At 62.4% G+C, this 26620-nt stretch carries 23 protein-coding genes; 6 read left to right on the top strand and 17 right to left on the bottom strand.

Features of this window, described 5'->3' with window-relative positions:
* Positions 1–2 precede the first annotated feature (2 nt).
* On the top strand, positions 3–1421 hold the full coding sequence (locus B9Z52_RS13440) for a mannitol dehydrogenase family protein (protein WP_108414363.1): 1419 nt from the start codon (positions 3–5) through the stop codon (positions 1419–1421).
* A 254-nt stretch (positions 1422–1675) separates the two neighbouring features.
* A complete protein-coding gene (gene manD, locus B9Z52_RS13435; protein WP_108414362.1) occupies positions 1676–2896 on the top strand; it encodes a D-mannonate dehydratase ManD in 1221 nt (406 codons plus the stop codon).
* Positions 2897–2902: 6 nt separating this feature from the next.
* On the opposite strand, the gene B9Z52_RS13430 is transcribed toward manD, so the two are convergent.
* The 9 genes from B9Z52_RS13430 to rfbD form a co-directional block, all read right to left on the bottom strand.
* The gene (locus B9Z52_RS13430) at positions 2903–4318 is read right to left on the bottom strand and encodes an amidase (RefSeq protein ID WP_108414361.1); all 1416 of its coding nucleotides are present in this window, start codon (positions 4316–4318) and stop codon (positions 2903–2905) included.
* A gap of 41 nt (positions 4319–4359) precedes the next feature.
* Positions 4360–5859, bottom strand: coding sequence for a M81 family metallopeptidase (locus tag B9Z52_RS13425; RefSeq protein WP_108414360.1), 1500 nt, complete (start codon positions 5857–5859; stop codon positions 4360–4362).
* 16 nt (positions 5860–5875) lie between these two features.
* Positions 5876–7495, bottom strand: a complete 1620-nt coding sequence (locus tag B9Z52_RS13420; protein ID WP_108414359.1) for an ABC transporter ATP-binding protein — start codon at positions 7493–7495, stop codon at positions 5876–5878.
* The gene (locus tag B9Z52_RS13415; RefSeq protein WP_108414358.1) at positions 7492–8373 is read right to left on the bottom strand and encodes an ABC transporter permease; all 882 of its coding nucleotides are present in this window, start codon (positions 8371–8373) and stop codon (positions 7492–7494) included. The genes B9Z52_RS13420 and B9Z52_RS13415 overlap by 4 nt, the downstream gene beginning before the upstream one ends.
* Complete coding sequence (locus tag B9Z52_RS13410) at positions 8373–9326, bottom strand: ABC transporter permease (RefSeq protein WP_100172285.1); 954 nt, start codon at positions 9324–9326, stop codon at positions 8373–8375. The genes B9Z52_RS13415 and B9Z52_RS13410 overlap by 1 nt, the downstream gene beginning before the upstream one ends.
* Before the next feature lie 34 nt (positions 9327–9360).
* The gene (locus B9Z52_RS13405) at positions 9361–10935 is read right to left on the bottom strand and encodes an ABC transporter substrate-binding protein (protein WP_108414357.1); all 1575 of its coding nucleotides are present in this window, start codon (positions 10933–10935) and stop codon (positions 9361–9363) included.
* Between the two features lie 172 nt (positions 10936–11107).
* Positions 11108–11728 (bottom strand): nucleoid occlusion factor SlmA, encoded by a 621-nt coding sequence (gene slmA / locus B9Z52_RS13400; RefSeq protein WP_108414356.1) that lies wholly within the window; start codon positions 11726–11728, stop codon positions 11108–11110.
* 28 nt (positions 11729–11756) lie between these two features.
* Positions 11757–12656 carry an acetylglutamate kinase gene (gene argB / locus B9Z52_RS13395; protein WP_108414355.1) on the bottom strand — a complete coding sequence of 300 codons (900 nt, stop codon included), beginning with the start codon at positions 12654–12656 and terminating at the stop codon, positions 11757–11759.
* A gap of 73 nt (positions 12657–12729) precedes the next feature.
* Positions 12730–13626 carry a dTDP-4-dehydrorhamnose reductase gene (gene rfbD / locus B9Z52_RS13390; RefSeq protein ID WP_108414442.1) on the bottom strand — a complete coding sequence of 299 codons (897 nt, stop codon included), beginning with the start codon at positions 13624–13626 and terminating at the stop codon, positions 12730–12732.
* Between the two features lie 147 nt (positions 13627–13773).
* On the opposite strand from rfbD, the gene B9Z52_RS13385 reads away from it, so the two are divergent.
* Together B9Z52_RS13385 and B9Z52_RS13380 are read left to right on the top strand one after the other, a co-directional pair.
* The gene (locus tag B9Z52_RS13385) at positions 13774–14286 is read left to right on the top strand and encodes a phasin family protein (protein ID WP_108414354.1); all 513 of its coding nucleotides are present in this window, start codon (positions 13774–13776) and stop codon (positions 14284–14286) included.
* Positions 14287–14309: 23 nt separating this feature from the next.
* Positions 14310–14984 (top strand): TetR/AcrR family transcriptional regulator, encoded by a 675-nt coding sequence (locus tag B9Z52_RS13380; protein ID WP_108414353.1) that lies wholly within the window; start codon positions 14310–14312, stop codon positions 14982–14984.
* Here the strand turns inward: B9Z52_RS13380 and B9Z52_RS13375 are convergent, their stop codons facing one another.
* The 6 genes from B9Z52_RS13375 to tal form a co-directional block, all read right to left on the bottom strand.
* Entirely contained in the window at positions 14985–15758 is a 774-nt protein-coding gene (locus B9Z52_RS13375; RefSeq protein ID WP_108414352.1) for a type III pantothenate kinase, read from the bottom strand.
* 86 nt (positions 15759–15844) lie between these two features.
* The gene (locus B9Z52_RS13370; RefSeq protein WP_108414351.1) at positions 15845–16300 is read right to left on the bottom strand and encodes a polymer-forming cytoskeletal protein; all 456 of its coding nucleotides are present in this window, start codon (positions 16298–16300) and stop codon (positions 15845–15847) included.
* 21 nt (positions 16301–16321) lie between these two features.
* Positions 16322–17278 carry a peptidoglycan DD-metalloendopeptidase family protein gene (locus B9Z52_RS13365; protein ID WP_108414350.1) on the bottom strand — a complete coding sequence of 319 codons (957 nt, stop codon included), beginning with the start codon at positions 17276–17278 and terminating at the stop codon, positions 16322–16324.
* A gap of 393 nt (positions 17279–17671) precedes the next feature.
* Positions 17672–18985, bottom strand: a complete 1314-nt coding sequence (locus B9Z52_RS13360; RefSeq protein ID WP_108414349.1) for an acetylornithine deacetylase/succinyl-diaminopimelate desuccinylase family protein — start codon at positions 18983–18985, stop codon at positions 17672–17674.
* A gap of 93 nt (positions 18986–19078) precedes the next feature.
* Positions 19079–20614 (bottom strand): glucose-6-phosphate isomerase, encoded by a 1536-nt coding sequence (pgi, locus tag B9Z52_RS13355; protein WP_108414348.1) that lies wholly within the window; start codon positions 20612–20614, stop codon positions 19079–19081.
* A gap of 450 nt (positions 20615–21064) precedes the next feature.
* Complete coding sequence (gene tal / locus B9Z52_RS13350; protein WP_108414347.1) at positions 21065–22012, bottom strand: transaldolase; 948 nt, start codon at positions 22010–22012, stop codon at positions 21065–21067.
* Between the two features lie 85 nt (positions 22013–22097).
* Between tal and zwf the strand changes: the two genes are divergently transcribed.
* Positions 22098–23561, top strand: coding sequence for a glucose-6-phosphate dehydrogenase (zwf, locus tag B9Z52_RS13345; protein WP_108414346.1), 1464 nt, complete (start codon positions 22098–22100; stop codon positions 23559–23561).
* A gap of 67 nt (positions 23562–23628) precedes the next feature.
* Positions 23629–24474, top strand: coding sequence for a MurR/RpiR family transcriptional regulator (locus tag B9Z52_RS13340; protein WP_108326489.1), 846 nt, complete (start codon positions 23629–23631; stop codon positions 24472–24474).
* On the opposite strand, the gene B9Z52_RS13335 is transcribed toward B9Z52_RS13340, so the two are convergent.
* A complete protein-coding gene (locus B9Z52_RS13335) occupies positions 24475–25446 on the bottom strand; it encodes a tripartite tricarboxylate transporter substrate binding protein (protein WP_199222100.1) in 972 nt (323 codons plus the stop codon).
* A 39-nt stretch (positions 25447–25485) separates the two neighbouring features.
* Complete coding sequence (locus B9Z52_RS13330) at positions 25486–26508, bottom strand: phage integrase SAM-like domain-containing protein (protein WP_108414345.1); 1023 nt, start codon at positions 26506–26508, stop codon at positions 25486–25488.
* Between the last annotated feature and the right edge of the window lie 112 nt (positions 26509–26620).

The raw sequence follows: 26620 nt of genomic DNA, 5'->3' as shown, positions 1-26620 counted from the left end.
CCATGCACCTTTGCACCCACTCACTCACGATGCTGCCCGCCACCGTTCAAGCGCCTGCGCATGACCGCACATCGCACGCCCCCGGCGTGGTGCACCTGGGCCTCGGTGCCTTTCACCGTGCACACCAGGCCATGGTGTTTGACCAACTGCTGGCCAGTGGCGACACGCGCTGGGGCATCCACGGCGTGGGCATGACACGGCCTGATCTGGTGAACCAGCTCAAAGCCCAAGACGGCCTGTATGCCGTGCGCGTGGCAGATGGTCAGGGTGTGAAGTGGCAAGTGCCCGGAGCCCTGTGGCGCATGAACGTGGCCGCGACCGAGCGTGATGCGGTGGTTCAGGCCCTTGCCGCGCCCAGCACCCGCTGGGTCACGCTCACAGTGACCGAAAAAGGCTACACCCCGGCGTTGGGCCAACTGCTGCGGGACGGCTTGCGCCTGCGCCAGCAAAAAGGTTTGCCCGGCATCACCGTCGCTTCGTGCGACAACCTGCAAGGCAACGGCCACAAGCTGCAAGCGCTGGTCAAGGCCGAGATACCAGCCCAAGACATGACAGCGCAAGACACCGAACTGCTGCGCTGGCTGGACGCGCAGTGCGCCTTTCCGTGCAGCATGGTCGACCGCATCGTGCCCGCCGCCACGCCCGAAGTGATGGCGGCTGCACAAGAGGCGCTGGGCCTGCAAGACCACTGCGCCCTGAGCACCGAAGGTTTTTGGGAATGGGTGGTCGAAGACCGCTTTGCCGATCCGACAGATGCGGCCCTGCTGCAAAGCGCCGGTGTGCGCGTGACGGGTGATGTGCACAGCTACGAAGAAGCCAAACTTCGCATGCTCAACGGCAGCCACTCGGCCATGGCGCTCATGGGTGCAGTCACCGGCAGGCCGTTCATTGCCAGCTGCATCGGGGTGCCGCACATCCGCACTTTCGTGCACCAACTCATGAGCCGCGAAGTCGCGCCACACCTGAGCCGCAGCGACTGGGCCGAGTACCGCGACGCGCTGATCGCGCGCTTTGGCAACCCGTATTTGAAGCACAGCGTGCACCAGATCGCCACCGACAACTCGCAAAAAATCCCGCAGCGCTGGCCACCCTCGGTGTTGGGTCAAATCGCTCAAGGCGCTTCGTTTGAACACCACGCGCTGGCCGCAGCCGTCTTCTTGCGCTACACGCTGGGCGTGGACGAACAAGGCCAGGCCTACACCTTGAACGACCCACAAGCCGAGAGCCTGATGGCCATTGGCGCTGCGCAACGCACCGAGCCCGAAGCCTGCGTGCACGCCCTGCTGGCCCGCGAAGACCTGTGGGGAAAGGCCCTGCCCAGCCACGCCGCATGGGTCGCCCGCGTGACGCATTGGCACCAGCAAGTCCTGCAGCATGGTGTGGATGCGGCCATCCAGCAACTGCTGGCCGCAGCAGCATGACCCATGCCGATGCCCTCCTCCTGTGGGAGCCCACCCCTGTGGGCGATGGTTGGCAGGGCGATGTTCTTGGGGCCTTGTTCCACGCCCATCGCCCACGGGGTGGGCTCCTACCCCAAGCCACACAGCATGCCTTTCGTTCAAGACTTCAAAGGGCCGAATCAACAGGTCTCACGTCGGAACTCAAGCCGCAGACCAACAGCCGCCCCCCTGTCCACGCCGTTGCAAACGCATGGCCTTGCCCCCACTGAATTGACATGAAAATCACCGCCGCCCGCGTCATCGTCTGCAGCCCCGGCCGCAACTTCGTCACCCTCAAAGTCGAGACCGACCAAGGCGTGTACGGCATCGGCGACGCCACGCTCAACGGTCGCGAGCTGGCCGTGGTCAGCTACCTCGAAGACCACATCATTCCCTGCCTGATCGGGCGCGACCCGCAGCAGATCGAGGACATCTGGCAATACCTCTACAAAGGCGCGTACTGGCGGCGCGGCCCGGTGACCATGAGCGCCATTGCCGCCGTGGACACCGCCCTGTGGGACATCAAGGCCAAGATGGCCAACATGCCGCTGTACCAACTGCTGGGCGGACGCAGCCGCACCGGGGTCATGGTCTACGGCCACGCCAACGGCCGCGACACCGCCGAGACGGTGGACGCAGTTTTGCGCCACAAAGAAGAAGGCTACGTGGCCATCCGCGCCCAAAGCGGCGTGCCGGGCCTGAACAAGGTCTATGGCGTGAGTGGCCAGCATGGTGCCAGCCGCATGTACGAACCCGCCGACGGCAACTTGCCCAGCGAACACGACTGGAGCACCGAAAAGTATTTGCGCCACACCCCCGGCCTGTTTGAAGCCGTCCGCGAAGCCGTCGGCCCCGACATCCATTTGCTGCACGACGTGCACCACCGCCTGACGCCCATCGAGGCAGGGCAACTGGGCAAGGCGCTGGAGCCCATGCGCCTGTTCTGGATGGAAGACCCGACCCCGGCCGAAAACCAGGATGCCTTTCAGTGGATACGCCACCACACCACCACGCCGATCGCGGTGGGCGAGATTTTCAACAGCATCTGGGACTGCAAGACGCTGATCGAAAAGCAGCTGATCGACTACATCCGCACCACCGTGGTCCACGCAGGCGGCATCACCCACCTGCGGCGCATCGCAGACCTGGCTAGCCTGTACCAAGTGCGCACCGGCTGCCACGGCGCGACCGACTTGTCACCCGTGTGCATGGGCGCTGCCCTGCACTTTGACACTTGGGTGCCCAACTTTGGCGTGCAAGAGTTCATGCCCCACAGCGAAGAAATGCTCTCGGTCTTCCCACACGACTACCGCTTCGAGCGCGGCATGATGCATTGCGGCGAGTCCCCCGGCCACGGGGTGGACATCGACGAAAAGCTGGCTGCGAAGTACCCCTACCAAAGGGCTTATCTGCCGGTGAACCGGCTGCAGCACGACGGGACCTTGTGGAACTGGTGACAGGCCTCAGCCGATGCGCGGACGCGCCACCGGTTGCACCGACTCATAAGCCCGCGCCGCACGCAGCACCAAAGCATCCCCAAACATCGGGCCCACGATCTGCAAGCCCATGGGCAATCCGGCTTTCGTCAATCCGCAAGGCACGGTGATGGCCGGCTGCTGCGTCAGGTTGAAGGGGTAGCTGAACGGCGTCCAGCCCAGCATGCTGACCGGGTCCATCGGCACCGTGCCTGCAGGCCGTGCCTCAAATGCGGGAATCGACACCGAAGGCGTCACGAGCAAGTCGTAGCGCTGCATGAACTGGCGCATGTGTGAGCCCAGAACACCCCGGCGCTGGTGGAGTTGCTGCACTTGCTGGGCGCTGAGCTGGGCGCCCAATTGCGCCTCGGCGCGGAAATCGGGGTCGGCCAGGGCCTGCTGCTCGGCATTGAGCCCAGACCAGACCGTGTAAGCGCCGAGGAACCACAGACCGGTGGTGATGTCGAGGGGGTCTTCAAAGCCCGGGTCCACCTGCTCCACATGCGCTCCCAGCGCCTGAAGTTGCTTGACGGCCTGATCGACCGAGGCCGCGATTTCGGGGTGCACGTTCTTGGCGTAACCCAGCGTGGGCGAGTAAGCGATGCGCAGGCCGCGGATGCCGTCTTCCAGGCCCACGGTGTAGTCGGTGGCGTCAGGCGGCAGGGATGTCCAGTCGCGTGCGTCGGGCTGTTTGAGCACGTTCATCATCATGGCCGCGTCGCGCACGCTCAGGGTGTGCGGGCCCAGGTGCGCCACCGAGCCGAAGGGCGACAAGGGGTAGGCCGGCACGCGGCCAAAGCTGGGCTTGTGGCCCACGTTGCCACAAAAAGCGGCCGGGATGCGCACGCTGCCCGCACCGTCGGTGCCCACGGCCAGCGGCCCCAGGCCTGCGGCCACGGCTGCAGCCGCGCCGCCCGATGAGCCGCCGGGGGTGTGGTTCACATTCCAGGGGTTGCGCGTGATGCCGGTGGCGGGCGAGTTGGTTTCGCCCTTGCAGCCAAATTCGGGCGTGGTGGTCTTGCCCAGCAGCACCGCGCCCGCTTCGCGCAGGCGCGCTGTGGCCGGGGCGTCCACCTCCCAGGGCTGGTTCGGGTCGACGGTGCGGCTGCCGCGCAGTGTGGGCCAGCCTTGGGTGAGGATCAGGTCCTTGATGCTGGTGGGCACGCCGTCGAGCTCGCCAACGGGTGCGCCTGTGCTGCGGTGCGCTTGCCAGCGCGCTTCACTGGCGCGGGCGCTGGCCAACGCGCTTTTGGCATCGACCAGGCAAAAGGCGTTGATCTGCGGGTTGATGCGCTCGATGCGCGAGAGCACCGCCTGCGTGGCCTCTACCGGGCTGGCCTGACCGGTGCGGTACAGCTGTACCAGTTCGTGCGCAGTGCATTGGGTCAGGTCGGTGGTGCTCATGTGTGTCTCCTGTCGGTGGTGATGCGTTCACGCCAAGACCTTCAAGGTCTTGTGCGGGTTTGAGGGCTGAGTTTTTTCCAGGGCAAATCACCCGGGTCGGCGGCCATGGGTCCGGCGGCTTTGGCCACCAACACGCGGCTGGCGATGGGCGTGAAGTCGGCGCGGAAATGGTTGGAGCTTTTGACCACCAGCAGCTTCATCTGCTCAGGGTGGATGCCCACAGCGCGAAACAGTTCGCGGTCGAGCATCTGCATCTTGCCGCTGGCCACCGCCACCAGCACGCCGTCGATCTCGAGGCACGCACAGGGGCCGATGTGGACCTTCACGCCCGTCATCATCGGGCCCTTGAGTTCGCAGTCATCGCTACCCAGCGCGCGCACCACAAATCGGCCTTGCACGGGTGGGTCGCTGTCTTGGCCGGTGAATGTGGGCACGGCCTTGCCCAGCGCCAAGTCAAGGCTGGCACCCACACCCACTTCGTGGGCCTTGCGGGCCACCGCCGGGTCATACAACAAACCCAAAGCCACCTGCCCAGGCCAGCGTTTGCCCGCGCCTTGCTGCAAGAGGGCGTGCAGCATGCCGGTCGTGTTGCTGTCGCCGCCTGCGCCGGGGTTGTCTTGCGTGTCCGCCAGCACGACCGGAGCGCTGGCCGTCTCGGCCACCGACAGGGCTTGGGCCACGGCTTCGCGTGCGGGCAGCACATCAGGTCGCCACTGGCTGGGCTCACTCACCTGTTCATAGAGGCGCTGCACGGCCGAATCAACCGAACCACCGTGGCCCCAGACCACCGGACCACACTCGGCAAAGTCCGAGGCCGGAAAGCCCATGCAAAAACTCAGCATGCAGCCCGTCTCGGCTTCGATGCGCGTCAATGTGTCGTAGAGCGCCTGGGCCGGTTGCATCCAGGTGCTTTGGGCGTTGAGTGGGATCAAAAACGGCAAGCGCTTGGCCTGCACCGCTCGCTTGGCCCCGGCGCGCAGATGCTCGCGCATCAGCACGGCGGCCCGCTCGCCGGTGTCGGCCATGTCGATGTGCGGGTAAGTGCGGTACGCCACCAGGCCATCGGCCAGTCGCAGCATGCGCTCGGTCACGTTGGCGTGCAAATCGAGGCTGGCGACGATGGGCACCTGCGGACCGACCACGGCGCGGATGCGGGCGATCAATTCGCCTTCGCTGTCGTCGGCGTGTTCGGCCACGGCCGCGCCGTGCAGGTCGAGGTACACCCCATCGAGCCCCTGCACCATGGCAGAGCGCACGTCTTCGAGGATGGCCGCGCTGATGCGCTCGAACGCGTCGCGCGTCACATACGACGAGGGCGTGGCCCCGGCCCAGGCCGAGGGCACCAGCTGCCAGCCTTCGCGCTTGGCAGCGTCGATGAAGCCGCCCACCGGGATGTTGATGCCCGTCAGTTGCGCCTGCATGGCCTGCCCGCGCACAAAGGCCGGAAAGTTTTCACCCGTGTTGAAAGCGGCCCAATCGGCCAAGCTCGGCGCAAAGGTGTTGGTTTCGTGCTGGTAACCAGCGATCAGGATGCGGGTCATGCAGCGTCTCTTGTGTTCAGTCCAGGGGTGGCAATGCGGCCGGTGCGGCGTCAAACAAGCGCCGGGTGTAGTCCTGTTGCGGGTTGGCATACAGGTCGATCGTGCGGCCCTGCTCCACGATGCGGCCCTGGTGCATGACGATCACACGGTCGCACAGCTGGGCGGCCACGCGCAGGTCGTGCGTGATGAAGAGCAGCCCCAGGCCCAGGCGCGACTGCGCCTCGCGCAGCAGGTTCAGAATCTGGGCCTGCACGCTCACATCGAGCGCGCTCACGGCCTCGTCGGCCACCAGCACCTGCGGGCGACAGGCCAGGGCACGGGCAATCGCCAGGCGTTGGCGCTGGCCCCCGCTGAACTGGCTGGGGTAGCGCTTCAAGGCCTCCACCGGCAAACGCACCTGCGCCATCAACTCTACCGCCAGTGCTTCGGCCTGATCACGCGACTGGCCAAAGTTCATCGCACCTTCGACCATCGACTGGCCCACGGTGCGGCGCGGATTCAGCGAGCGGTTCGGGTCTTGGAACACCACCTGCACGCGGTGGCGCAGCGGGCGCAACTGGCCCTCGGGCATGCGGGCCACGTCGTCGGCGTCCCAAAAAATCTGGCCTTCGGTCGGGTCGATCAGGCGGATCAGGCAACGTGCAAAGGTCGACTTGCCCGAACCCGACTCGCCCACGATGCCCACCGTCTCACCAGCACGCACGGCCACAGCCGCGTCCATGAGGGCGGCCGTGGGGCGGCTGCGGCCCAGCCAATCGTGGCTGATGTAGGTCTTGCCCACGCCTTGGCCCGACAGCAGGGCGGGCCCTGCGGGCTCAGGCTTGGCGGGCGGCGGCGTCATGCCGGGCACGGCGGCCAGCAGCTGGCGCGTGTACTCGGCGCGGGGGCGGCGCAGCACCTGGTCGCAGTCGCCGCTCTCGACCGCCTGGCCTTGGTTCATGACCAGCACCTGGTCGGCGATCTCGGCCACCACGCCCATGTCGTGGGTGATGAAGAGCACCGCACTGCCCTGCTCGCGCTGCAGGTCGGCGATCAATCGCAAAATTTCTTTTTGCGTGGTGACATCAAGAGCCGTGGTCGGCTCGTCGCAAATCAAGAGCGCAGGCTTCAAGATCACGGCCATCGCGATCACGATGCGCTGACGCTGCCCGCCACTCAACTGGTGCGGGAAGCTGCGCAGCATGCGCGCCGGGTCGGGCAGCTTGACCCGCTCGAACACCCGCAAAATTTCGGCACGGCGCTGCTCGGCAGGCCAGTCGGTGTGGGTGGACAGCAGTTCGTCCACCTGGTCACCGCAACTCATGACCGGGTTCAGGGCCGTCATGGGCTCCTGAAACACCATGCCCATGGCCTTGCCGCGCAATTGGCGCAGCCGCAGCGCAGAGGCATTCAGCAAGGACTCGCCTTGCAGAACAACATCGCCCGCCACGGCCTGCAGTTCTTTGGGCAGCAAGCCCATCACGGTGGTGGCCATGACGGATTTGCCCGAGCCGGATTCGCCCACCACACACAAGGTCTGGCCCGGCAAGATCTCGAGCGACACTTCGGTGATGGCGTGCGCCCGGTCACCGCCCGAGGGCAAGGCGATCGAGAGGCCGCGAATGGAAAGAACGGCTTGAGAAGCGGTCTGTGTCATGCGCCGCTCCGCTTCGCGAATTTGGGGTCCAGCACATCGCGCAGACCGTCACCCAAGAGGTTGATGGCCAGCACCGTGGGCACCAAAAAGAGCGCGGGGAACAGCACATTGCCGGGGTACTGGGTGAACTGCACCCGGCCCTCGGCCATGATGTTGCCCCAGGTCGGGATGTCGGCCGGCAGGCCCAAACCCAAGAAACTCAAGATGGCTTCGGTCAGCACAGCGCTGGCTGCGATGAAGGTGCCTTGCACGATCAGTGGCGCCATCGCATTGGGCAGGATGTGGCGCACCAAAATGACCGGCGTGGGCGTGGCCAAAGCGCGGGCCGCTTCCACAAAAGGCTCCTCGCGCAAGCTCAGCACCAGCGCGCGCACCAGGCGCGTGACACGCGGGATTTCAGGGATGGCGATGGCCACCACCACGGTCCAGATCTGAGCACCCAAGGCTGCCACCAGCGCAATGGCCAGCAAAATGGCGGGGATGGCCATCAGGCCGTCCATGAAACGCATCAGCACCGCGTCCATGAGGCGAAAGTAACCCGCCAGCATGCCCAACAAGCCGCCCACGGCCAAGGCCACGGTGGCAGTGAACAAGCCCACCAGCAAAGACACACGGGTGCCAAACAGCACGCGGCTGTAGATGTCGCGGCCAAAGTTGTCACTGCCCATCCAGAAGGTGTGGGCCACGCTGCTGCCATCCAGCAAGCCGAACTGACCGACCACACCTGGGGCGGTGTTGATGTTGGCCGAGTCCATGGCGGCCGGGTCGACCGTGCCCAACCAAGGGGCGACCAAGGCGATCAGGATCAAAAGGCCCAGCACACCCAAGCCCAAACGGACGGTGGTGTGCGCGAGAAGTTTTCGGAAGATGGCGTTCATCAGTAACGAATCCGGGGGTCAAGCCACAGGTAGCTCAAGTCCACCAACAAATTGATCAACACATACAGCACGCTGAAAAACAGCACCACACCTTGGATGACCGGGAAATCGCGGTTGAGCACCGCGTCCACCGTGAGCGAACCCAGGCCGGGAATGGCGTAGACCGTCTCGGTCACCACCACGCCGCCGATCAAGAGCGCAATGCCGATGCCGATCACCGTGACGATGGGCACCGCCGCATTGGCGAGCGCGTGGCGCAGCAAGACCGCTTGCTCGGTCACGCCTTTGGCGCGGGCGGTGCGGATGTAGTCTTCGGTCAGGGCTTCGGACACGCTGGCGCGCGTGACCCGCGCAATCAGCGCCACATAAATGGTGGCCAGTGACAACCAAGGCAGCACCAGCTGGTAAGCCCAGGCCCCCACCCCTTGCGAGAACTCACCAAACAGACGGCGGTAACCCTGCACAGGCAACCATTGCAGCTGAATGGCAAAGATGTAAATCAGCACATAGCCGATCACAAACACCGGCACCGAGAACCCGGCCACCGCAAAACCGGACAAGATGCGGTCCAGCCAGCCCCCCATGCGCCATGCGGCCAGCGTGCCCAAAGGCACCGCCACCAGAACGGCCAGCACCATGGTGCCCGCCGCCAAAGACAGCGTGGGCTCGATGCGCTGGGCGATCAGTTCGGTCACCGGTTTGCCCAGGTAAAAGGAATAGCCCAAGTCACCTTGCAGCACGCCCATCAACCAGATGCCAAATTGCGTGAACAACGGTTTGGTCAGGCCCAGTTGCTCACGGATGCGGTCGATGTCTTCGTTGGTGGCGTTGTTGCCCGCGATCACGGCGGCCGGGTCCCCCGGCGTGAGCCGAAGGATCAGGAACACGATGACCGCCACCGTGAACAACACAGGGATCAGCGCCAGCAGGCGCTGCAGCAAGAATCTCAGCATAAAACTTCAGCTGCTCTTGGGTTTAAAAAGAAGTTCAGTTCTTCTTGATGTTCCAGTACACCTGCGCACCGCCGGGCACCAAGCCCGAGATGTTCTTGCGCAGGGCAGCGGGGTTGAAGTACTGGCCCAGTGGAACGTGTGTTGCGGTTTCCATGGCGCGCAGCTGAATTTGCTCAGCGATTTGCTTTTTCTGTGCATCGGTGGTCGACTGCGCGAACTTGACCTTCAGGTCTTCGATTTGCTTGTCGTCTTGCCAGCCAAACCAGCCTTTGTCACCCGCCGCGTTCATCATGGCCATGGTCAGCGGATTCAAGATGTCACCGGCCGTCCAAGCGGTCATGAAGGCGTTCCAGCCGCCTTGTGCTGGGGCATCTTTCTTGGCACGGCGCGCCACCAAGGTGGCCCAGTCCATTTGCTGCATGTCGACCTTGAAGCCCGCAGCTTCCAGTTGCTGCTTGGCCACCAGTGGCAGCTTGGCGATCGCGGCCAGGTCGGTGGGGCGCATCAGCACCACGGGGGTGCCGTCGTAGCCCGCTTCTTTCAGCATGTCAGCCGCCTTTTTGGGGTCGGCCATGCCGGTGTAGATGCCGGTCTTGTCGCTGGCCAAGGGCGTGCCACAGGGGTACATGCTCTTGCAGAAGGTGTACATACCGGGCGCGCCGACCTGCGTTTTGAGGTGCGCCTCTTGGCCCAGCGCCACCATGGCGGCCTGGCGGATCTTCACGTTGTTGAACGGCGCATGCAGGTGGTTGAAGCGCAGGATGAACTGCAAGCCTGCGGGCTGGGCGTCCACCAACTGAATGTCTTTTTGGGCCTTGAGCGAAGCGTATTGCTCGAATGTAGGCTGCTCGACGATGTCGACTTCCCCTGCCACCAGCGCATTGAACTGGGTCTGTGGATCGCGGATGATGACCCATTCCACGCGGTCCAGATAAACGTTCTTGCCACCCGTGGTGCCATCAGGCGCTTCACTGCGGGCTTTGTATTTGTCGTTCTTGGCATAGACCAAACGCTCGCCGGGTTTGTATTCGCCGGGCACGAACTTGTAGGGGCCCGAGCCGATGTGTTCCTTGATCTGCTCGCTGCCGGGTGTGGCGGCAATGCGTGCGGGCATGATGAACAGCACGTTGGACGAGGGCTTGCCCAGCGCTTCGAGCATCACGCCAAAAGGCTTGTTGAGCTTGATGACAAAGGTCTTGGCGTCGGGCGTTGCATAGCTGTCCACGCTCTTGGCGAGCACGCCGCCAAAGCTGTCGCGGCTGGTCCAACGCTTGATGGAGGCCACCACGTCTTCGCTCGTCACGGCTTTGCCATCGTGGAACTCCAGGCCGTCGCGCAGCGTGAAGGTCCAGGTCAGGTTGTCCTTGCTGACGTTCCACTTGTCCACCATCTGGGGCTTGACCTTGCCAGCCAAATCGGTTCCAAACAGCGTGTCGTAGATCATGTAGCCGTGGTTGCGCGTGACAAACGCGGTGGACCAGATCGGGTCCAGGATGGTCACGTTGGCGTGCGGCACCACGCGCAGGGTCTTGCCCTGGGCTTGCGCAACAAAGGGGGTCAACAGTGCTGCGGCCAATGTGGCCACAGCAAAAAGGGAACGACGCTTCATCGGATACTCCAGTCAAGACGAGGACAGTGAACAAGGGTCCTGAACACTATAAAGCGAAACATGACGAATGCTTATCAGGAGATTACCCAAGTCCTGAGATGGACTTTTCACGGCAGGCAAGCCACCGCTCAAGTTTCACGTCGGCCCCATGGCGTGTAACGCCTGCGGCCAGTTAAAGCATTCGCCCCAAAGCCGCCTGCAAATGCTCTGATGGCAAGCGCTTGAATCCTGAACGAGCGAAGCGCTGCAAGCGCCCTTGCATGAAGGCCACCATCACCGAGGCGGCCACTTGCGCGTCAGCGGTGGGTGCCTCAGACGCGATGCCTTTGAGCGATTGGCGCAGCTGCGCTTCGATCTTGTCAAACAGCAAATTGATGCGCTCTTGCAAGCGCTCGTGCTCCATCACCAGCGCGTCACCGGTCATGACGCGGCACATGCCGGGGTTCTTTTCGGCAAATTGCAGCAGCAGGGCCACGATGCGTGCGGCCTGGTTGGGGCCTGCGCCTTCGCGGTCGGTGACCTGGCGGATCAGGCCGATGACGGACTGGTCCACAAAGTCAATCAAGCCCTCGAACATCTGCGCCTTGCTGGCGAAGTGCCGGTACAAGGCCGCTTCGCTCACCCCAATCTTGGCAGCCAGTGACGCCGTGGTCACACGCTCGGCACCGGGCTGCTCCAGCATGGACGCGAGGGTCTGCAAAATTTGCTGACGGCGCTCACCCGGACGGGGGCGCTTGCGCACAGGGGTGGCCTCCTCGGCGGTGCTCAGGCTGGATTCATCCATCTCGGACATGTGGCTTCCCTGTGTGGCTGCTGGCAATTTATCGGCTGCGGATCATGGTGCCAAAGGCTTGCTCGGACAACACCTCCAACAGCATGGCGTGCGGCACACGGCCATCGATGATGTGCACCGCGTTCACGCCACTCTTGGCGGCATCCAGCGCACCAGCAATCTTAGGGATCATGCCGCCGCTGATGGTGCCATCGGCGCACAGTTCGTCGATGCGGTGCGGTGTCAGCTCGGTGAGCAAGTTGCCCTCTTTGTCCAGCACGCCGCGGATGTTGGTCAACATCAAGAGCTTCTCGGCTTGCAGCACAGTGGCCAACTTGGCGGCCACCACGTCGGCGTTGATGTTGTAGCTCTCATTGTTCTCGCCAAAGCCGATGGGGCTGACCACCGGGATGAAGGCGTCGTCTTGCAGGGCCTTCAGGATGGACGGGTCGATGCTTTCAATGTCGCCCACCTGGCCCACGTCGAGCACTTTGCCGGGGTCTTGTGCATCCACCAGGCGCAGTTTCTTGGCTCGGATCATGGCGCCGTCGCGGCCCGTCAGGCCCACGGCCTTGCCGCCTGCGCGGTTGATCATGCCCACGATGTCTTGCTGCACTTCGCCGCCCAGCACCCATTCGACCACTTCCATGGTCTCCGCGTCTGTCACGCGCATGCCCTGAATGAACTCGCCTTTTTTGCCCAAACGGCTCAAAGCATTTTCAATTTGAGGGCCGCCGCCGTGCACCACCACCGGGTTCATGCCCACCAGCTTGAGCAGCACCACGTCTTCGGCAAAGGCTTGCTGCAAGGCCGGGTCGGTCATGGCGTTGCCGCCGTATTTGATGACCAGGGTCTTGCCGTGGAACTTGCGGATGTAGGGCATGGCCTGCGCCAAGATCTGGGCTTGGTCGCGGGGCGAGACGGAAGTCGCGGCAGTGGTGTCGGTCATGTGGCGTCGGATCTCAAAAGTACATTGGAAGGTGAAAAGGATTGTGCCGCAAGCCCTCGCGGGTTCTCAGCGCTCAAAGCATCTCGGCCAGCAGCCGGTCCACACCCTGCTGCCAAGTGGGCAAAGTCAAACCAAAGGCCTGCTGCAAACGCCGCGTGTCTAAGCGGGAGTTCAACGGTCGGCGCGCAGGCGTCGGGAAGGCCGAGGTCGGCACGGGCGCGATTTCGGTCACTTTCCAGCCCGCATCGGGCTTGAGCTGCCGCGCCTGCTCAATCGCGTGCGAGGCATAGCCATGCCAGCTGGTCTCGCCTGCGGCCACCAAGTGGTAGATGCCCGAATGACCCGAGTCTTGCGTGCCCAAGGCTTGGCGGATGGCGTGCGCCGACACATCGGCGATCAGGTCTGCGCCCGTGGGTGCGCCGCGCTGGTCATCGATCACGGTCAGGCGTTCCCGCTCTTGCGCCAGGCGCAGCATGGTGCGGGCAAAGTTGCCGCCACGTGCCGCATAGACCCAGCTGGTGCGAAAAATCAAATGCTGGCAGCCACTGGCTGCAATGGCTTGCTCACCCTCCAGCTTGGTCTGGCCATACACGCCCAAAGGGCCGGTGGCATCGCCTTCTTGCCAAGGGGTCTGGCCTTCGCCATTGAACACATAGTCGGTCGAGTAATGCACCAGCCAGGCCCCCACGTCTGCGGCAGCCTGGGCCAATGCGGCAGGGGCCGTGGCATTGAGTGTGCGGGCCAGCTCGGGCTCGGATTCGGCTTTGTCCACTGCGGTGTGGGCGGCCGCATTGACGATCACATCAGGCCGCACGGCGCGCACAGTTTGCGCCAAGGCTTCGGGCTTGGACAAGTCGCCGCACAGGGGTGTGCTGTGACGGTCCAAGGCGATCAGTTCACCCAAGGGCGCCAAGCTGCGCTGCAGCTCCCAGCCCACCTGGCCGTTTTTGCCGAGAAGAAGAATTTTCATGAAAGCCCGAATCAGGATGGTCACTCCAGTGCTTGTCACCGGAGCTGCGTGCCGTGAAGTGGCTGCGCATGGCAACCGATGGGCAGATTTTAGAAGCAATGCACTGTCGCTCAGGTTAAAGTTGGCATTCCAATCAGGAGTTTCCGCATGGCCAAATCCCCCGCCTCTGACAAGAACGCAAACGCCGCAGACAAGGCCACTGACAACAGCGCTGCGCCCGCCCCCACCCACCAAATCTGGCTGGCTGGCCTGGGTGCCATGGCCAAAGCGCAAGAGCAAGGCAGCAAGGCCATCGAAGCACTGGTCAATGATGGCTTGGCCTTCCAGCGCAAAAGCCAGGCCGAAGCCCAGCAACGCCTGCACGAAGCCACCGAGCGCCTGACCCACCTGGCCAGCGACTTTGGCCAGCAAACCACGGTGCGTGTGGACCGCCTGGAACACCTGTTTGAAGACCGCGTGGCCAAGGCCCTGCAGCGCCTAGGCATGCCCACGCTGTACGACCTGCAGGCCCTGACCGAGCGCGTGGCCCAGCTGGAAGCCCAATTGGCCCAAGCCACGGCAGCACCCAAAACGACGGCCAGCACGGCCAAACCTGCCACCAAATCAACGGTCCAATCTGCGGCAAAATCCAAAGCCAGCCGCACACAGCGCAAAGCCTGAGCACTCGCTGCGGACAAGACCCCATGGCCAAGAAAGCCCCTCGCCGCACCGCCGAGCGCATTGCTGAGGTCACGCTGGAGCTGTTCAACCGCTTTGGCGAGCCCAATGTGTCCACCACGCTGATCTCGTCCGAGCTGAACATCAGCCCGGGCAATCTGTACTACCACTTCCCGTCCAAGGATGCCCTGGTCAACCACCTGTTTGACGCCTACGAAACGGCCATGCTGGAACTGCTGGAGGCCGCTGCCGATGTGCACGATGTGGAGGACGCCTGGTTCTTCTTGCACTCGCTGTTTGAACAGGTCTGGAACCACCGCTTCCTGTACCGCGACCTGAACAACCTCCTGTCGGGCAACCGCCACCTGGAGACCCATTTCCATGCCGTGCTGGAGCGTAAAACACGGGCATTCAGACAATTGCTCGAATCCTTGGCAGCCGAGGGCTTGATGCGCATCGACCCCGACAGCGTGGAAACTTTGTCCGCCAGCATGTCGGTGATGGTCACTTACTGGCTCAGTTACGAATACGTGCGCAACCCGCGCCAGGCACTGGAGCCTGCCAGTGCGGGTTTGGCCTTGAGCCGTGGTGCCAAGCATGTGCTGGCTTTGCTGACACCCTATATGGCCAGCCCTCAATTGCAGGCGCACTTGCAGGCCTTGACGGCAGCCTACAGCGACAACGCCGCGCCGGGAGCCTGATCAGACTGTGGTGTTGAACCGCTGATCGGCCATGGCCAGCAGGCCATCAAAAATCAGGTTGTCCACCAGATCGAACTGCAGCGACATGCTGGGTGCCATCTTCCAGCCCGCGCCGCCGGTCATCACGCACATGGGCTCTTGCCCGGTGTGCTCGCGCAGGTGCTGCACCATGCGCTCGCAAGCGCCCGCAATCGCGTAAGTGCCGCCACTGGTCAGTGCATCGCTGGTGTTGGTGGGAAAGGGCCGTACTTCGCCCGTGGGCACATGCAGCCCGGCGGTGCCCGACTCCAGGGCGCGCAGCATGATGCCGTGGCCCGGCAAGATCAGACCACCGAGGAATCGGCCATCGGCGTCGATCGCCTCCACGGTCACGGCCGTTCCCACCATCACCACCACCAAAGGCCTGGCCGGGCCTTGTGCCAGCATGCGCTGGCGGGCACCGATCATGGCCACCCAACGGTCCGAGCCCAAACGGGAAGGGTGGTCGTAGCCATTGGTCACACCCGCCTCGGACACGCTGGGCACCACCCACTGCGGCGTGAAATCCCACAACTCCATCTGCTCTTGCACACGGCGTTTGATGGCGTCACCCGCCACGACGCAACCGAGCATGCGTTCAGGCACGGGCAGGTCGGTCCATGGCCCGTCCGACAAGCGGTCGATGTTTTCCAGAAATTCTGCCCCGTGAGCCAGCAGCTGCGCTTGGGGGTGCGGTCGGTCGTACAACGCCCATTTCAAACGGGTGTTGCCCACATCGATGGCTAAAAATGTCATGCCCTGATGATAATGAATTTCACGATTCGGTATCGCGGGGCCTGAAAAAGCAGATGGCAGAATTTAAAGCCGTTCTGTTTCAGCACTTATTCGGGGGCACCCGTTGTCGCTTGGGCTTTGCGAATCGCATTTTTTGCGTGATCAGGTTGCGGTCTGACCTGGGTGGCATCCACTTGCAACAGCAAGCCTTGCAAACGGGCACCGTGCTCTACCGCGATCGAGCCGTACTTCACATCCCCTTGGACCAGGGCGCTGGCATGCAACTCCGCACGCTCAAAAGCGTCAATGTTGCCGGAGACTTTGCCCGCCACGATCACACGGCTGGCAAACACATCGCCCTGAATTTCGCCCTCTGCACCCACCACCACCGTGATGGGCTGATCTTTGGGGGCTTCGATATTGCCGATGACCTTCCCATCAATCCGCACGCTTTGCATCAAACGCAAAGAACCATGGATTTCTGTCTGTCGGCCAATCAGGGAGTCAAAGCGCTCAAGGCTTTTCCCCAGGGATGTTGTGTTTGTCTTTTTCTTGCCGAACATGTTTGTCTCCTGAAATCAAAATCAAGGCTGCAAATTTGTGCGAGCCCAAGTTGCAAAAGCTTTTGTCGGGTGCATGGCCTGACCTTGGTACACCACTTCGTAGTGCAAATGCGGGCCCGTGGACCGCCCCGTATTGCCCAGCAAACCAATCACCTGTCCACGCTCAATGGTCTCTCCCTCATTGACATGACGGCGGCTCAAATGGGCATAACGCGACACGAAACCATCCACATGCGCCACCTCGACCATCTCGCCGTAAGCACCGGCGTGCCCTGATCGAAACACCTTGCCCGCTGCGGTCGCGCGGACGGGCGAGCCCACAGGGGCCACAAAATCAATCCCCTCATGCATGCTGGGCACGTGTGTCATCGGGTCTGCACGCACACCAAAGCCGCTGGTGATGGCAAAGTTGCTGTCCAAGGGCAATGCCGTGGGCAATTTGCCAACGCGGTCCACATCGCGCCGCCATTGCTCCTGCGTCTTGGTCAGGACCTGCTCAAACTCCTGGATTTGCTGTGCCGTCGAGTCCAGTTCACTGCCCAAGTCCGAAAAAGAGCGCCCGCGCCAAAAAGGCAAGGCCTTGAGCGGGCCGCCGCGGCCATCGGCTGCTTGCGACTTTTGTCGCCCGCCCCCAGACAACAAGCTCTCAATGCCCAAGCGGCCCAAAAAATCTTTCTTTTGTTCTTCGATCTGACGCAACTTGTCCATCACGGAGGTCAACTGTCCATGCAGACCATCGAGCTTAGAGCGGTAATCGGCCTCCACTTTGAGTTGCTCCGCTTGGCTGGTGACGCCGCCAATGCGCTGCACCAACTCTGGGGAATAAGCCACCGCAACACGCAAACCAATCAAATGAAAAATCGAACCCAGTACCAGCAAAGATGCCGCCACGGCAATCACAGACAACAGTACTTTGCGCGCGGTGATCGACACAGCGATCACCCGCGCAGTGGGTCCGGATACCCAAATCAATTGCATAAACACTCCCGGGGTTGTTTGTTTGATGTTCCCGAATTTGGTCGTTCAAAGTCCGCCAAAAAACCGGCGGGCAGACGATCCCGACGGCTTGCAACAAGTCGCCTATCTTATAGGAATGCGCGCACTTTAATAAACAAAAATACCAACAAAATACACAAACAAATGGCTTTTTGTAGGTAAAAACATATTCAACATTTTCGAACTCGAAAAAGACAGTTCAACCCCGCTATTGACCCGGCCAAATGAGGTTGAAAGGGCTCTTTTGTTGGTCAGCCATGCACTCATTTTTGTTGCCGAAGGCTCCCTTTTAGGCGCCCACATCACCGATCCCTTGCCAGTGACTCAAGCCGTCACGGGGCCGAATCCATCAGCCAAGGTCTGCATCAATACAACTCAGCGGCGCAGCTGACCGGTCAAATCAAGGCTGGCCAAGGCCATGATCTTGGCCGAGTCGACCAGTTCCTGGATGCCCACATATTCATCGGGCTGGTGCGCCAAATCCAGAATGCCCGGCCCATAAGCGATGCAGTCCCGCAGCTTGCCGCTGCGCACGATGTGCTTTTGGTCATAAGTGCCCGGACTGGCGATGTAACTGGGCTCACGCCCCAACACGCGGGCAATGGCGCGTGCGGTGGCGTCCACCACCGGCGCATCCTTGGGGGTGGCAGTCGGCACAAAACTCATGATCTCGCGGATGCCATAGTCAAAGCCCGGCCGCGTACGCTTGAGCTCTTCGAGCATGTCCACGATCTCTTGCTTGACGGCTTCGAGGTTTTCTTCAGCGATGAAGCGCCGGTCCAGCACCGCTTTGCAAAGATGCGCCACCACGGGCGCGGGCAAATCGCCTGTGGGCCAACCGCGCTGGTCCAGGCTGTATCGCTGCTCCACCTGCCCGCCATGGATGCTGTTGATGTTGAGGGTACTCACGCGTGCACCCGGCGGCTCCACCGGCTCGGCCGTGTGGCGTGCCTGCAAGCGTGGCTGCAGCTGCGTCTCCAGCAAATGGATGAAAGCGCTCATGTGGTTGATGGCACTGTCGCCCAAAAAAGGCATCGAGCCGTGCGCGATGCGCCCGCGCGTCTCCACCTCGCCCCACCACACGCCGCGGTGCCCCAGGCAAATCCGGTCCACCCCCAAAGGCTCGGGAATGATCACATGGTGCACACGCGGCGGGCTGAAGTAACCTCGCTCGGCCAGATAGCCGACGCCAGCAAAACCGCCCGACTCTTCGTCCACCGTACCGCTGATCTCCAGCGCCCCGGACATTGGCAAGCCCGACTCGATCAAGGCCTCGCAGGCGATGATGCTCGACGCCAGGCCGCCCTTCATGTCGCAGGTGCCCCGACCATACACACGCCCGTTGGCCACTTGCCCACCAAAGGACTCAAAGGTCCAGCCTGGCCCAGCTTCGACCACATCGATGTGGCTGTTGAAATGCACGCATTCGCCAGGGTTGGGCGCTTGCCAGCGCGCCACCACATTGGTGCGCGGGTGGCTGTCGCTGTCGCCCGGAGCCCCAATGGCCCGCACGTATTCGACCGCAAAGCCCTTGCGCGCCAATCGCTCGCCAATCAGGCGCGCGCAGGCTTCGTAGGCATCACCGGGCGGGTTGATGGTGGGTATGCGCACCAAGTCTTGCGTGAGCGCCACCAGCTCATCACGTTTGGCTTCGATGCTTTGCAGAAGGCGGTCGGTATTGTGCGTCATCAGCGCAGTTTATCGCTGGCCTGCTGCAACGCGGTATCGCGCAAAGCACAGGGCCAACGCCTGCTCCTAACGGCCTTGTCCCACCGGCCTCACTCAAGCACGCACGCGCTGCAGCAAGGCCGCAGTGGAGGCATCCAGCCCCGATGCATCACCCGAGACGATGCGCGCATGGATGTCTTTGGCCAGCACCTTGCCCAACTCCACACCCCATTGGTCAAAGCTGTTGATGCCCCAAACCGAGCCACTCACAAACACACGGTGCTCTTGCAGCGCGATCAAAGCGCCCAAGCTGGTGGGCGTGAGTTCATCGAGCAGCAAAAAAGTGCTGGGCCGGTTGCCAGGGAAGTGCTTGTGCCCACCGGCGTCCGATTTGCCCAGCATCAGCGCCTGCGCCTGCGCAATCACATTGGCCAGCAGCAATTCATGATGATCCTTCAGATTGTGCGTGGGCTTTTTCACGGCGATGAATTCCAGCGGCACCACGTCTGTGCCTTGGTGCAGCATCTGAAAGTAAGCGTGCTGCCCGTTGGTGCCGGGCTCGCCCCAAAGCACGGGCGAGGTGCCATAGGGCAGCGCATGGCCGTTGCGGTCTACGCGCTTGCCATTGCTTTCCATCTCGAGCTGCTGCAGATACGCGGGCACGCGGCGCAAAGCGCTGTGGTACGGCGCGATCGAGCGACTGGTGAAGTTCAAAAAGTTGCGGTACCAGACGTCCAACAAGCCCAGCCGCACCGGTAAGTTTTCTTCCAACGGCGCGGTCTTGAAATGCTGATCCATCGCGTGTGCACCGGCCAGCAAGTCCCTGAAGCCTTGCGCACCGATGGCAATCGCCACCGGCAAACCAATGGCCGACCACACCGAATACCGCCCGCCCACCCAGTCCCAAAAACCGAAGGTGGTGGTGATGCCCAGCTCGGCCGCAGCCGCCACGTTGGTGGTGAGCGCGGCAAAGTGATGCGCCACATCGCTGCCGCCTTGCGCCTGAAACCAGGCCAGCGCCGAACGCGCATTGGTCATGGTCTCGATGGTGGTGAAGGTTTTGGAAGCGATCAGAAACAGCGTGTTCTCGGCCTTGAGGCCTTTGAGAACGCCCGCCAACTCATGCCCATCCACATTGGACACAAAGTGGAAGCGCTTGCCCTCGATCACAAAGTCCTGCAAGGCCAGCACCGCCATTTGTGGCCCCAAGTCTGAGCCGCCAATGCCGATGTTCACCACATCGGTGATCTGCGCGTCCGCACGCACCTGCTCGGCATAGGCCAGCATGGGGCCCAGCGTGTCGTGCACCAGCTTCAAGGGCTCGGCCAAGGTACCTTGCAAGGAGCCTTCTGGTTGGCGCAGCAGCCAGTGCATCACGGCGCGGTCTTCGGTGTGGTTGATCGCCTCGCCCCGAAACATTGCATCGCGGTGCGCGGCCAGACCGGTTTGCTGGGCCAGCGCCATCAACAGCACTTCGGTGGCGGTGTCCACATGGTTTTTAGACAGGTCGGCAAACACATGCGGCGCGGTCTGGCTCAGCGCGTCGGCACGGCCGGCGTCCTGCGCAAAAGCGGTGCGCAAATCAAAACCGGTGGTGTGTGCGGCATGGGCCGTCAAGGCCTTCCAGGCAGGGGTTTGGTCACAACGCATGGGAAACTTTCAATCGGACAAGCGGTTATCGAAATCATTTTCTGCAGGAGCCCACCCTGTGGGCGATGCGCGTGACACGCGTTCACACACCATCGCGCACGGGGTGCGCTCCCACATGTCTTCTGTAGGAGCCCACCCTGTGGGCGATTGAAGCGAACGTGGTTCAAACGCCATCGCGCACGGGCTGCGCTCCCACATGTCTTCTGTAGGAGCCCACCCTGTGGGCGATTGAAGCGAACGTGGTTCACACGCCATCGCGCACGGGCTGCGCTCCCACATGTCTTCTGTAGGAGCCCACCCTGTAGGCGATTGAAGCGAACGTGGTTCACACACCATCGCGCACGGGGTGCGCTCCTACATGTTTTCTGTAGGAGCCCACCCTGTGGGCGATTGCAGCGAACGTGGTTCACACGCCATCGCGCACGGGGTGCGCTCCTACGGGGGGTGAGTTCAGGCTTTCTTCATCAGGTCTTCGAGTTTGACGGCATCGGCGCAGAAAGCGCGGATGCCTTCGGCCAGCTTTTCGGTGGCCATGGCGTCTTCGTTCAGAGCCAATCGGAACGAGGCCTCGTCATAGCGCACTGCGGGCAGGTCCATCGCCTGAGCGGCAGCTCCGTCCAGTGCCAAACTCAAAGGGGCATCGGTGGCGGCCAGCTGCGCCAGCAACTCGGGGCTGATGGTCAGCAAATCGCAGCCCGCCAGCGCGGTGATCTGGCCGATGTTGCGAAACGACGCGCCCATGACTTCAGTGGCGATGCCGTGCTTTTTGTAATGGTTGAAGATGGCCCGCACCGACTGCACGCCGGGGTCGTTGGCACCAGACTTTGCAGCCTCATCCCAGGCGGCACCGGCGGTCTTTTTGTACCAGTCGTAAATGCGGCCCACAAAAGGCGAGATCAGCTGCACCTTGGCCTGGCCGCAAGCCACCGCTTGGCAAAACGCGAACAGCAGTGTCAGATTGCAGCGGATGCCTTCGCGCTCCAGCTCGGCCGCCGCTTGAATGCCTTCCCAGGTCGAGGCGATCTTGATCAGCACACGCTCGCGTGCAATGCCTTGCGCTTCGTACAGCGCCATGATGCGGCGCGCACGCGCCACGGTGGCGGCGGTGTCGAAGCTCAGGCGCGCATCCACCTCGGTGGATACACGACCGGGAATGGTGGCCAAAATTTCGCAACCGAAACGCACCAGCAGGTGGTCCATCACCACGTCCAGCGGCTGGCCCCGGTGAGCGGCCACGGCTTCGACCAGCAAGGGCGCGTATTCGGACTTTTGCACCGCCTTCAAGATCAGCGACGGGTTGGTCGTGGCGTCTTGGGGCTGAAACTGCGCCAGTTGTTTGAAGTCACCGGTGTCCGCGACCACGGTGGTGAATTGTTTGAGAGCGTCGAGTTGGTTCATGTCAGTTATTTTTGCAGACTGCCTTGAATTATCCGTGAAACAAAGTTACATTACAAATCAATTTTTCATGTAACTCAAGAACATCATGGCTTTTGATTTGGTTTTCTTTGGCGGCACGGGCGATCTGGTCTGGCGCAAACTCATGCCCGCTTTGTTTCAGGCCTACCGGCACGGCACCCTGCCCGAAGGCGGCCGCATCATCGGGGTGGGCCGGGACGACCTGAACGATGCGCAATACCGCCAGCAAATCCAGTCGCGCTTTGAACAAGTCGAAGGCGACAAGCGCCCCAACAGCGAAGAATTCGCCCGCTTTGCCGACCTGCTGTGCTATGTGCGCATGGACCTGTCCAAGCCCGAAGCCTATGCCGCATTGGCCGCCCGCCTGGCCGAGCGCGAGACCGAGCACGTGGTCATGTACCTGTCCACCGCGCCCAGCCTGTTCACCACCGTGTGCGAGCAACTCGCTGCCAGCGGCTTGAACACGCCCAAGACCCGCATCGTGCTGGAAAAACCGCTGGGCCACGACCTGGCCTCCAACCGCGCCATCAACACCGCCGTGGGCAAGGTCTTCAAAGAGCAGCAGATCTTCCGCATCGACCACTACCTGGGCAAGCCCGGCGTGCAAAACCTGTTTGCCATGCGATTTGGAAATGCCCTGTTCGAGCCGCTGTGGCGGCGCGAGCACATCGCCAACATCCAGATCACCATGTCCGAAGAGCTGGGCGTGGAAAAGCGCGGCGGCTTTTATGAAAGCACCGGCGCGCTGCGCGACATGGTGCAAAACCACGCGCTGCAACTGCTTTGCGCCATCGCCATGGAGCCGCCCATCAATGCGCACGCCGACGCCATCCGCGACGAGAAACTCAAAGTGCTGCGCGCCCTGAAGCGCTGGACGCCCGAGACCCTGACCCAGCACGTGATCCGCGGCCAATACGCCGCAGGCAATGTGGACGGCCAAGCCGTGCCCGCCTACCGCGACGAGCATGGCGTCAGCCCCAGCAGCAACACCGAAACCTTTGTCGCCCTGCGCACCGAGATCGCCAACTGGCGCTGGGCAGGTGTGCCGTTCTACATCCGCACCGGCAAACGCATGGCCTCGCGCGAAGCGCACATCGAGATCAACTTCCGCCCCACGCCGCACGACATCTTCAAGACCCCGGTGGGCCAGGTGAACAAATTGGTGATCCACCTGCAACCCAAGGACGGGCTGGAGCTGCACCTGTTTGCCCAAGGCCAAAGCAAACGCGGCCCAGGCGCTGGTGGCCAAACCCTGAGCCCGGTGCACCTGGACCTGGACTTTGACAAACGCTTTGGCAGCGAGCGCGTGGGCGCCTACGAACGCCTGCTGCTGGACGTGCTGGACGGCCGCCTGAACCTGTTCGTGCGCAGCGACGAACAAGAAGAAGCCTGGCGCTGGGTCGAGCCCATCTTGCAGCACTGGGCGGCCGACCCCGTGGGGCCGCGCCCTTACGCCGCAGGCACTTGGGGCCCCAGCGCCTCGAGCGCCATGATCGCGCGCGACGGCTTTTGCTGGAGCGAAGAGCTCTGATACGAGCCACTGGATCGCCGCACGACCCTCGCGATGACCCCTTAAAAAAACCATCTGGAGACAAGCCATGCTCGAACGAATCAAAGCTTCCCTGCCCTCCTTGGCCCCAGCCGAGCAACGTGTGGGCAAGCTCGTGCTGGCCGACCCCAGGGCATTTGCCAACCTGCCCGTGACCGAACTGGCCGACCGCTCGCATGTGAGCAAACCCACCGTGGTGCGCTTTTGCCGCAGCATGGGCTACGACGGCCTGTCGGACTTCAAGCTCAAGCTGGCTGGCAGCGTGAGCGAAGGCGTGCCCTTCATCCACCGCAGCGTGGACGTGGACGACAAGACCAGTGACATCGCAGTCAAGGTGATCGACAACACCGTGGCAGCGTTTTTGAAGTACCGCAACGACGCGAGTTCTTTTGCGCTGGAGCATGCCGCGCAGGCCTTGGCGTCTACCCAAAAGACCAACCGCCGCATCGAGTTTTATGGCGTGGGCAACTCCGGCATCGTGGCGCAAGACGCGCAGCACAAATTCTTCCGCCTGGGCGTGAACGCCATCGCCTACAGCGACGGCCACATGCAGGTCATGAGCGCCTCCATGCTCAAGCCCGGCGACTGCGCGGTGATCATCTCCAACTCGGGCCGCACACGCGACCTGATGGACGCCTGCGACATCGCCAAAAAGCAAGGTGCCACAACCATCGTCATCACCGCCAGTGGCTCGCCACTGGCCAGCGCAGGCCACATTCACCTCACAGCCGACCACCCCGAGGGCTACGACAAATACAGCCCCATGGTCTCGCGATTGCTGCACCTGCTCATCATCGACATCCTGGCCACCACCGTGGCCCTGCGCATTGGCGAAGAGCTGCAACCCACCTTGCGCGACATGAAAAACAACCTGCGCAACAAGCGCTACACCTGATCACTCGGGCTCGATCTTCGCGTCGCGCACCACCTTGGCCCAGCGCGGCGCTTCGGCCTTGATCAGTGCCGCAAACTGCTCGGGCGTGCCGCCGCCCACCTCGTTGCCCTGGCTCAGGATCTTTTCTTTCAAGTCCTGGTCTTGCAAGGCCTTGTTGCCGATCGCATTGAGCTGCTTGATCAAATCGGCCGGCATACCCTTGGGACCAATCAGGCCTTGCCAGTTGAGCACCTCGACCTCGGGGTAGCCTTGCTCGGCCATGGTCGGAATGTCCGGGGCCAAGGGTGAGCGCGTTTTGCTGGTGATGGCCAAGGCCCGCAGTTTGCCACCTTTGATGGACGGCATGGCCGCATACATTTGCTCGAACATCATGTGCACCTGCCCGCCCATCAGGTCAGTCGCCCCAGCCGAGCCGCTCTTGTAAGGCGCATGGATCATGTCAATGCCTGCCGCATGCTCAAACAAGGCCCCGCTCAAATGGTGCGTGCCACCGATACCGCCCGACGCATAACTGAGCTTGCCCGGTGCGGCCTTGGCGGCGGCCACCAAATCCTTGACCGACTTGTAAGGCGAGTCGCTGCGCACCATCAAAATCAAAGGCCCTTTCTCGATCAAAAAGATCGGCACCAGATCGGTGAAAGGGTTGAAGTTCAGCTTCTTGAACAGCGCGTGGTTGACCGCCAGAGGCGCAAAGTTGCCCATGCCGATCGTGTAGCCATCGGGCTTGGCGCGGGCAATCGCCTCGGTGCCAATGTTGCCGCCTGCGCCAGCCTTGTTGTCGATGATGATGGGCTGGCCCAGCAAAGTGCCCATGACCTTGGCCACCTGGCGTGAACGGCTGTCGGCATTGCCACCTGCGGCATACGGGCACACCCAGGTGATGGGCTTGCTCGGGTATTTGTCTTGCGCCCAGCTCAGCGCAGGTGCGCCCAGAGCTGCGGCCATTTGGATGACGGAACGGCGCTTGATCATGGAGCTCTCCTTGTGTCTGTTTTATAGCAAAGCGACAGCTTACCCCTTTTGTTTGCGCCGACTTTGCAGCATGGCGACGTTCATTTCGCCGTCCAGCGCCGACGCATAAAAGCGCTCGATCATCTGCACCGAGGTGCGGGCATTGCGCGCCAAGGTCAACATGTCGATGCCCTGGCCATAGAGCAAGCGGAACATGATGGACGTGTGCCGCAGGCAATACAGCGTCCGGTCACGCCCCAAGGCATCGACAGACGCCACAGCGGCCTCGCGCATGACCCACTTGAACCAGAAACCCAAGACCGCCAATGCGTACACACGGTCAGTCTCACCGGGCAAGAACACATAATCATCCGGCCCTCCCTGCCCATGGGCCTGCGCCCTGGCCAAAGCCACCTCGTACACCTGTACCGCAGGGCGCAAGGTCACCACCGGCGTGTCGTGCTTCTTGGTTTCGGGCAGCGTCAGGCGCAAATACGTGCTGTCGCTGCGCACCACCTGCACATGTTTGTGTTTGAGCTGACGAATGTCGCCAGGCCGCACAAAACTGTTGACCATGAACCGGATCGCCCAAGCCATGTCAGGCGGCAAGCAGCGGTTGCGCGACGCCACCCAAAACCGCTCACGATGACCCGCCGTGGTCTTGAGCTCTGGCGCCAATGTCTGCTGCCTCTCCAAACGGTGCGCGGTCCGAATCAAGGCGCGGTATTCATTCAAAGACAACATCGACCTTGGCCGACTGACCACTTTGACCTCCGGCATCTCGGGCAGCTCCCGCAAAAAGCCATGCCGCACGGCCAGCTTGAGCAACTTGCGCACCACCACCAGGTACTGTGACACCGTGGTGGAACTCAGCTGGTGCTCTGTCAGGCGCCGCACAAAAGCCTCCATCTGCACCACCGTCACTTGCGAAGGCGGGATGTATTTGAAAAACGGCAGCACATGCGCATCGAGCCGGTTTCGCAAAATCCCCACCGAGGCCTTGCTCAACTCGCCACGCGAGACACGCTGTTGCTCCAGGCCCATCAGCTTTTCTGCCAAGGCATCAAAACGGTTCAAGCGCATGGTGCCTTGAGTCAACACCGAATCGACCGCTGCAGGCTCTGGTGCCCTCTGGGGTGGTGATCGGGATCGGAGCAACCCCGCATAAGCCTCAGGACTCACCACATAAAAGACA

Source organism: Limnohabitans sp. Jir72 (assembly GCF_003063575.1).
Taxonomy (GTDB): Bacteria; Pseudomonadota; Gammaproteobacteria; order Burkholderiales; family Burkholderiaceae_C; genus Limnohabitans_A.
Note: the sequence above shows the minus strand (reverse complement) of the source record. Positions and strands in the feature narration are given on the sequence as shown.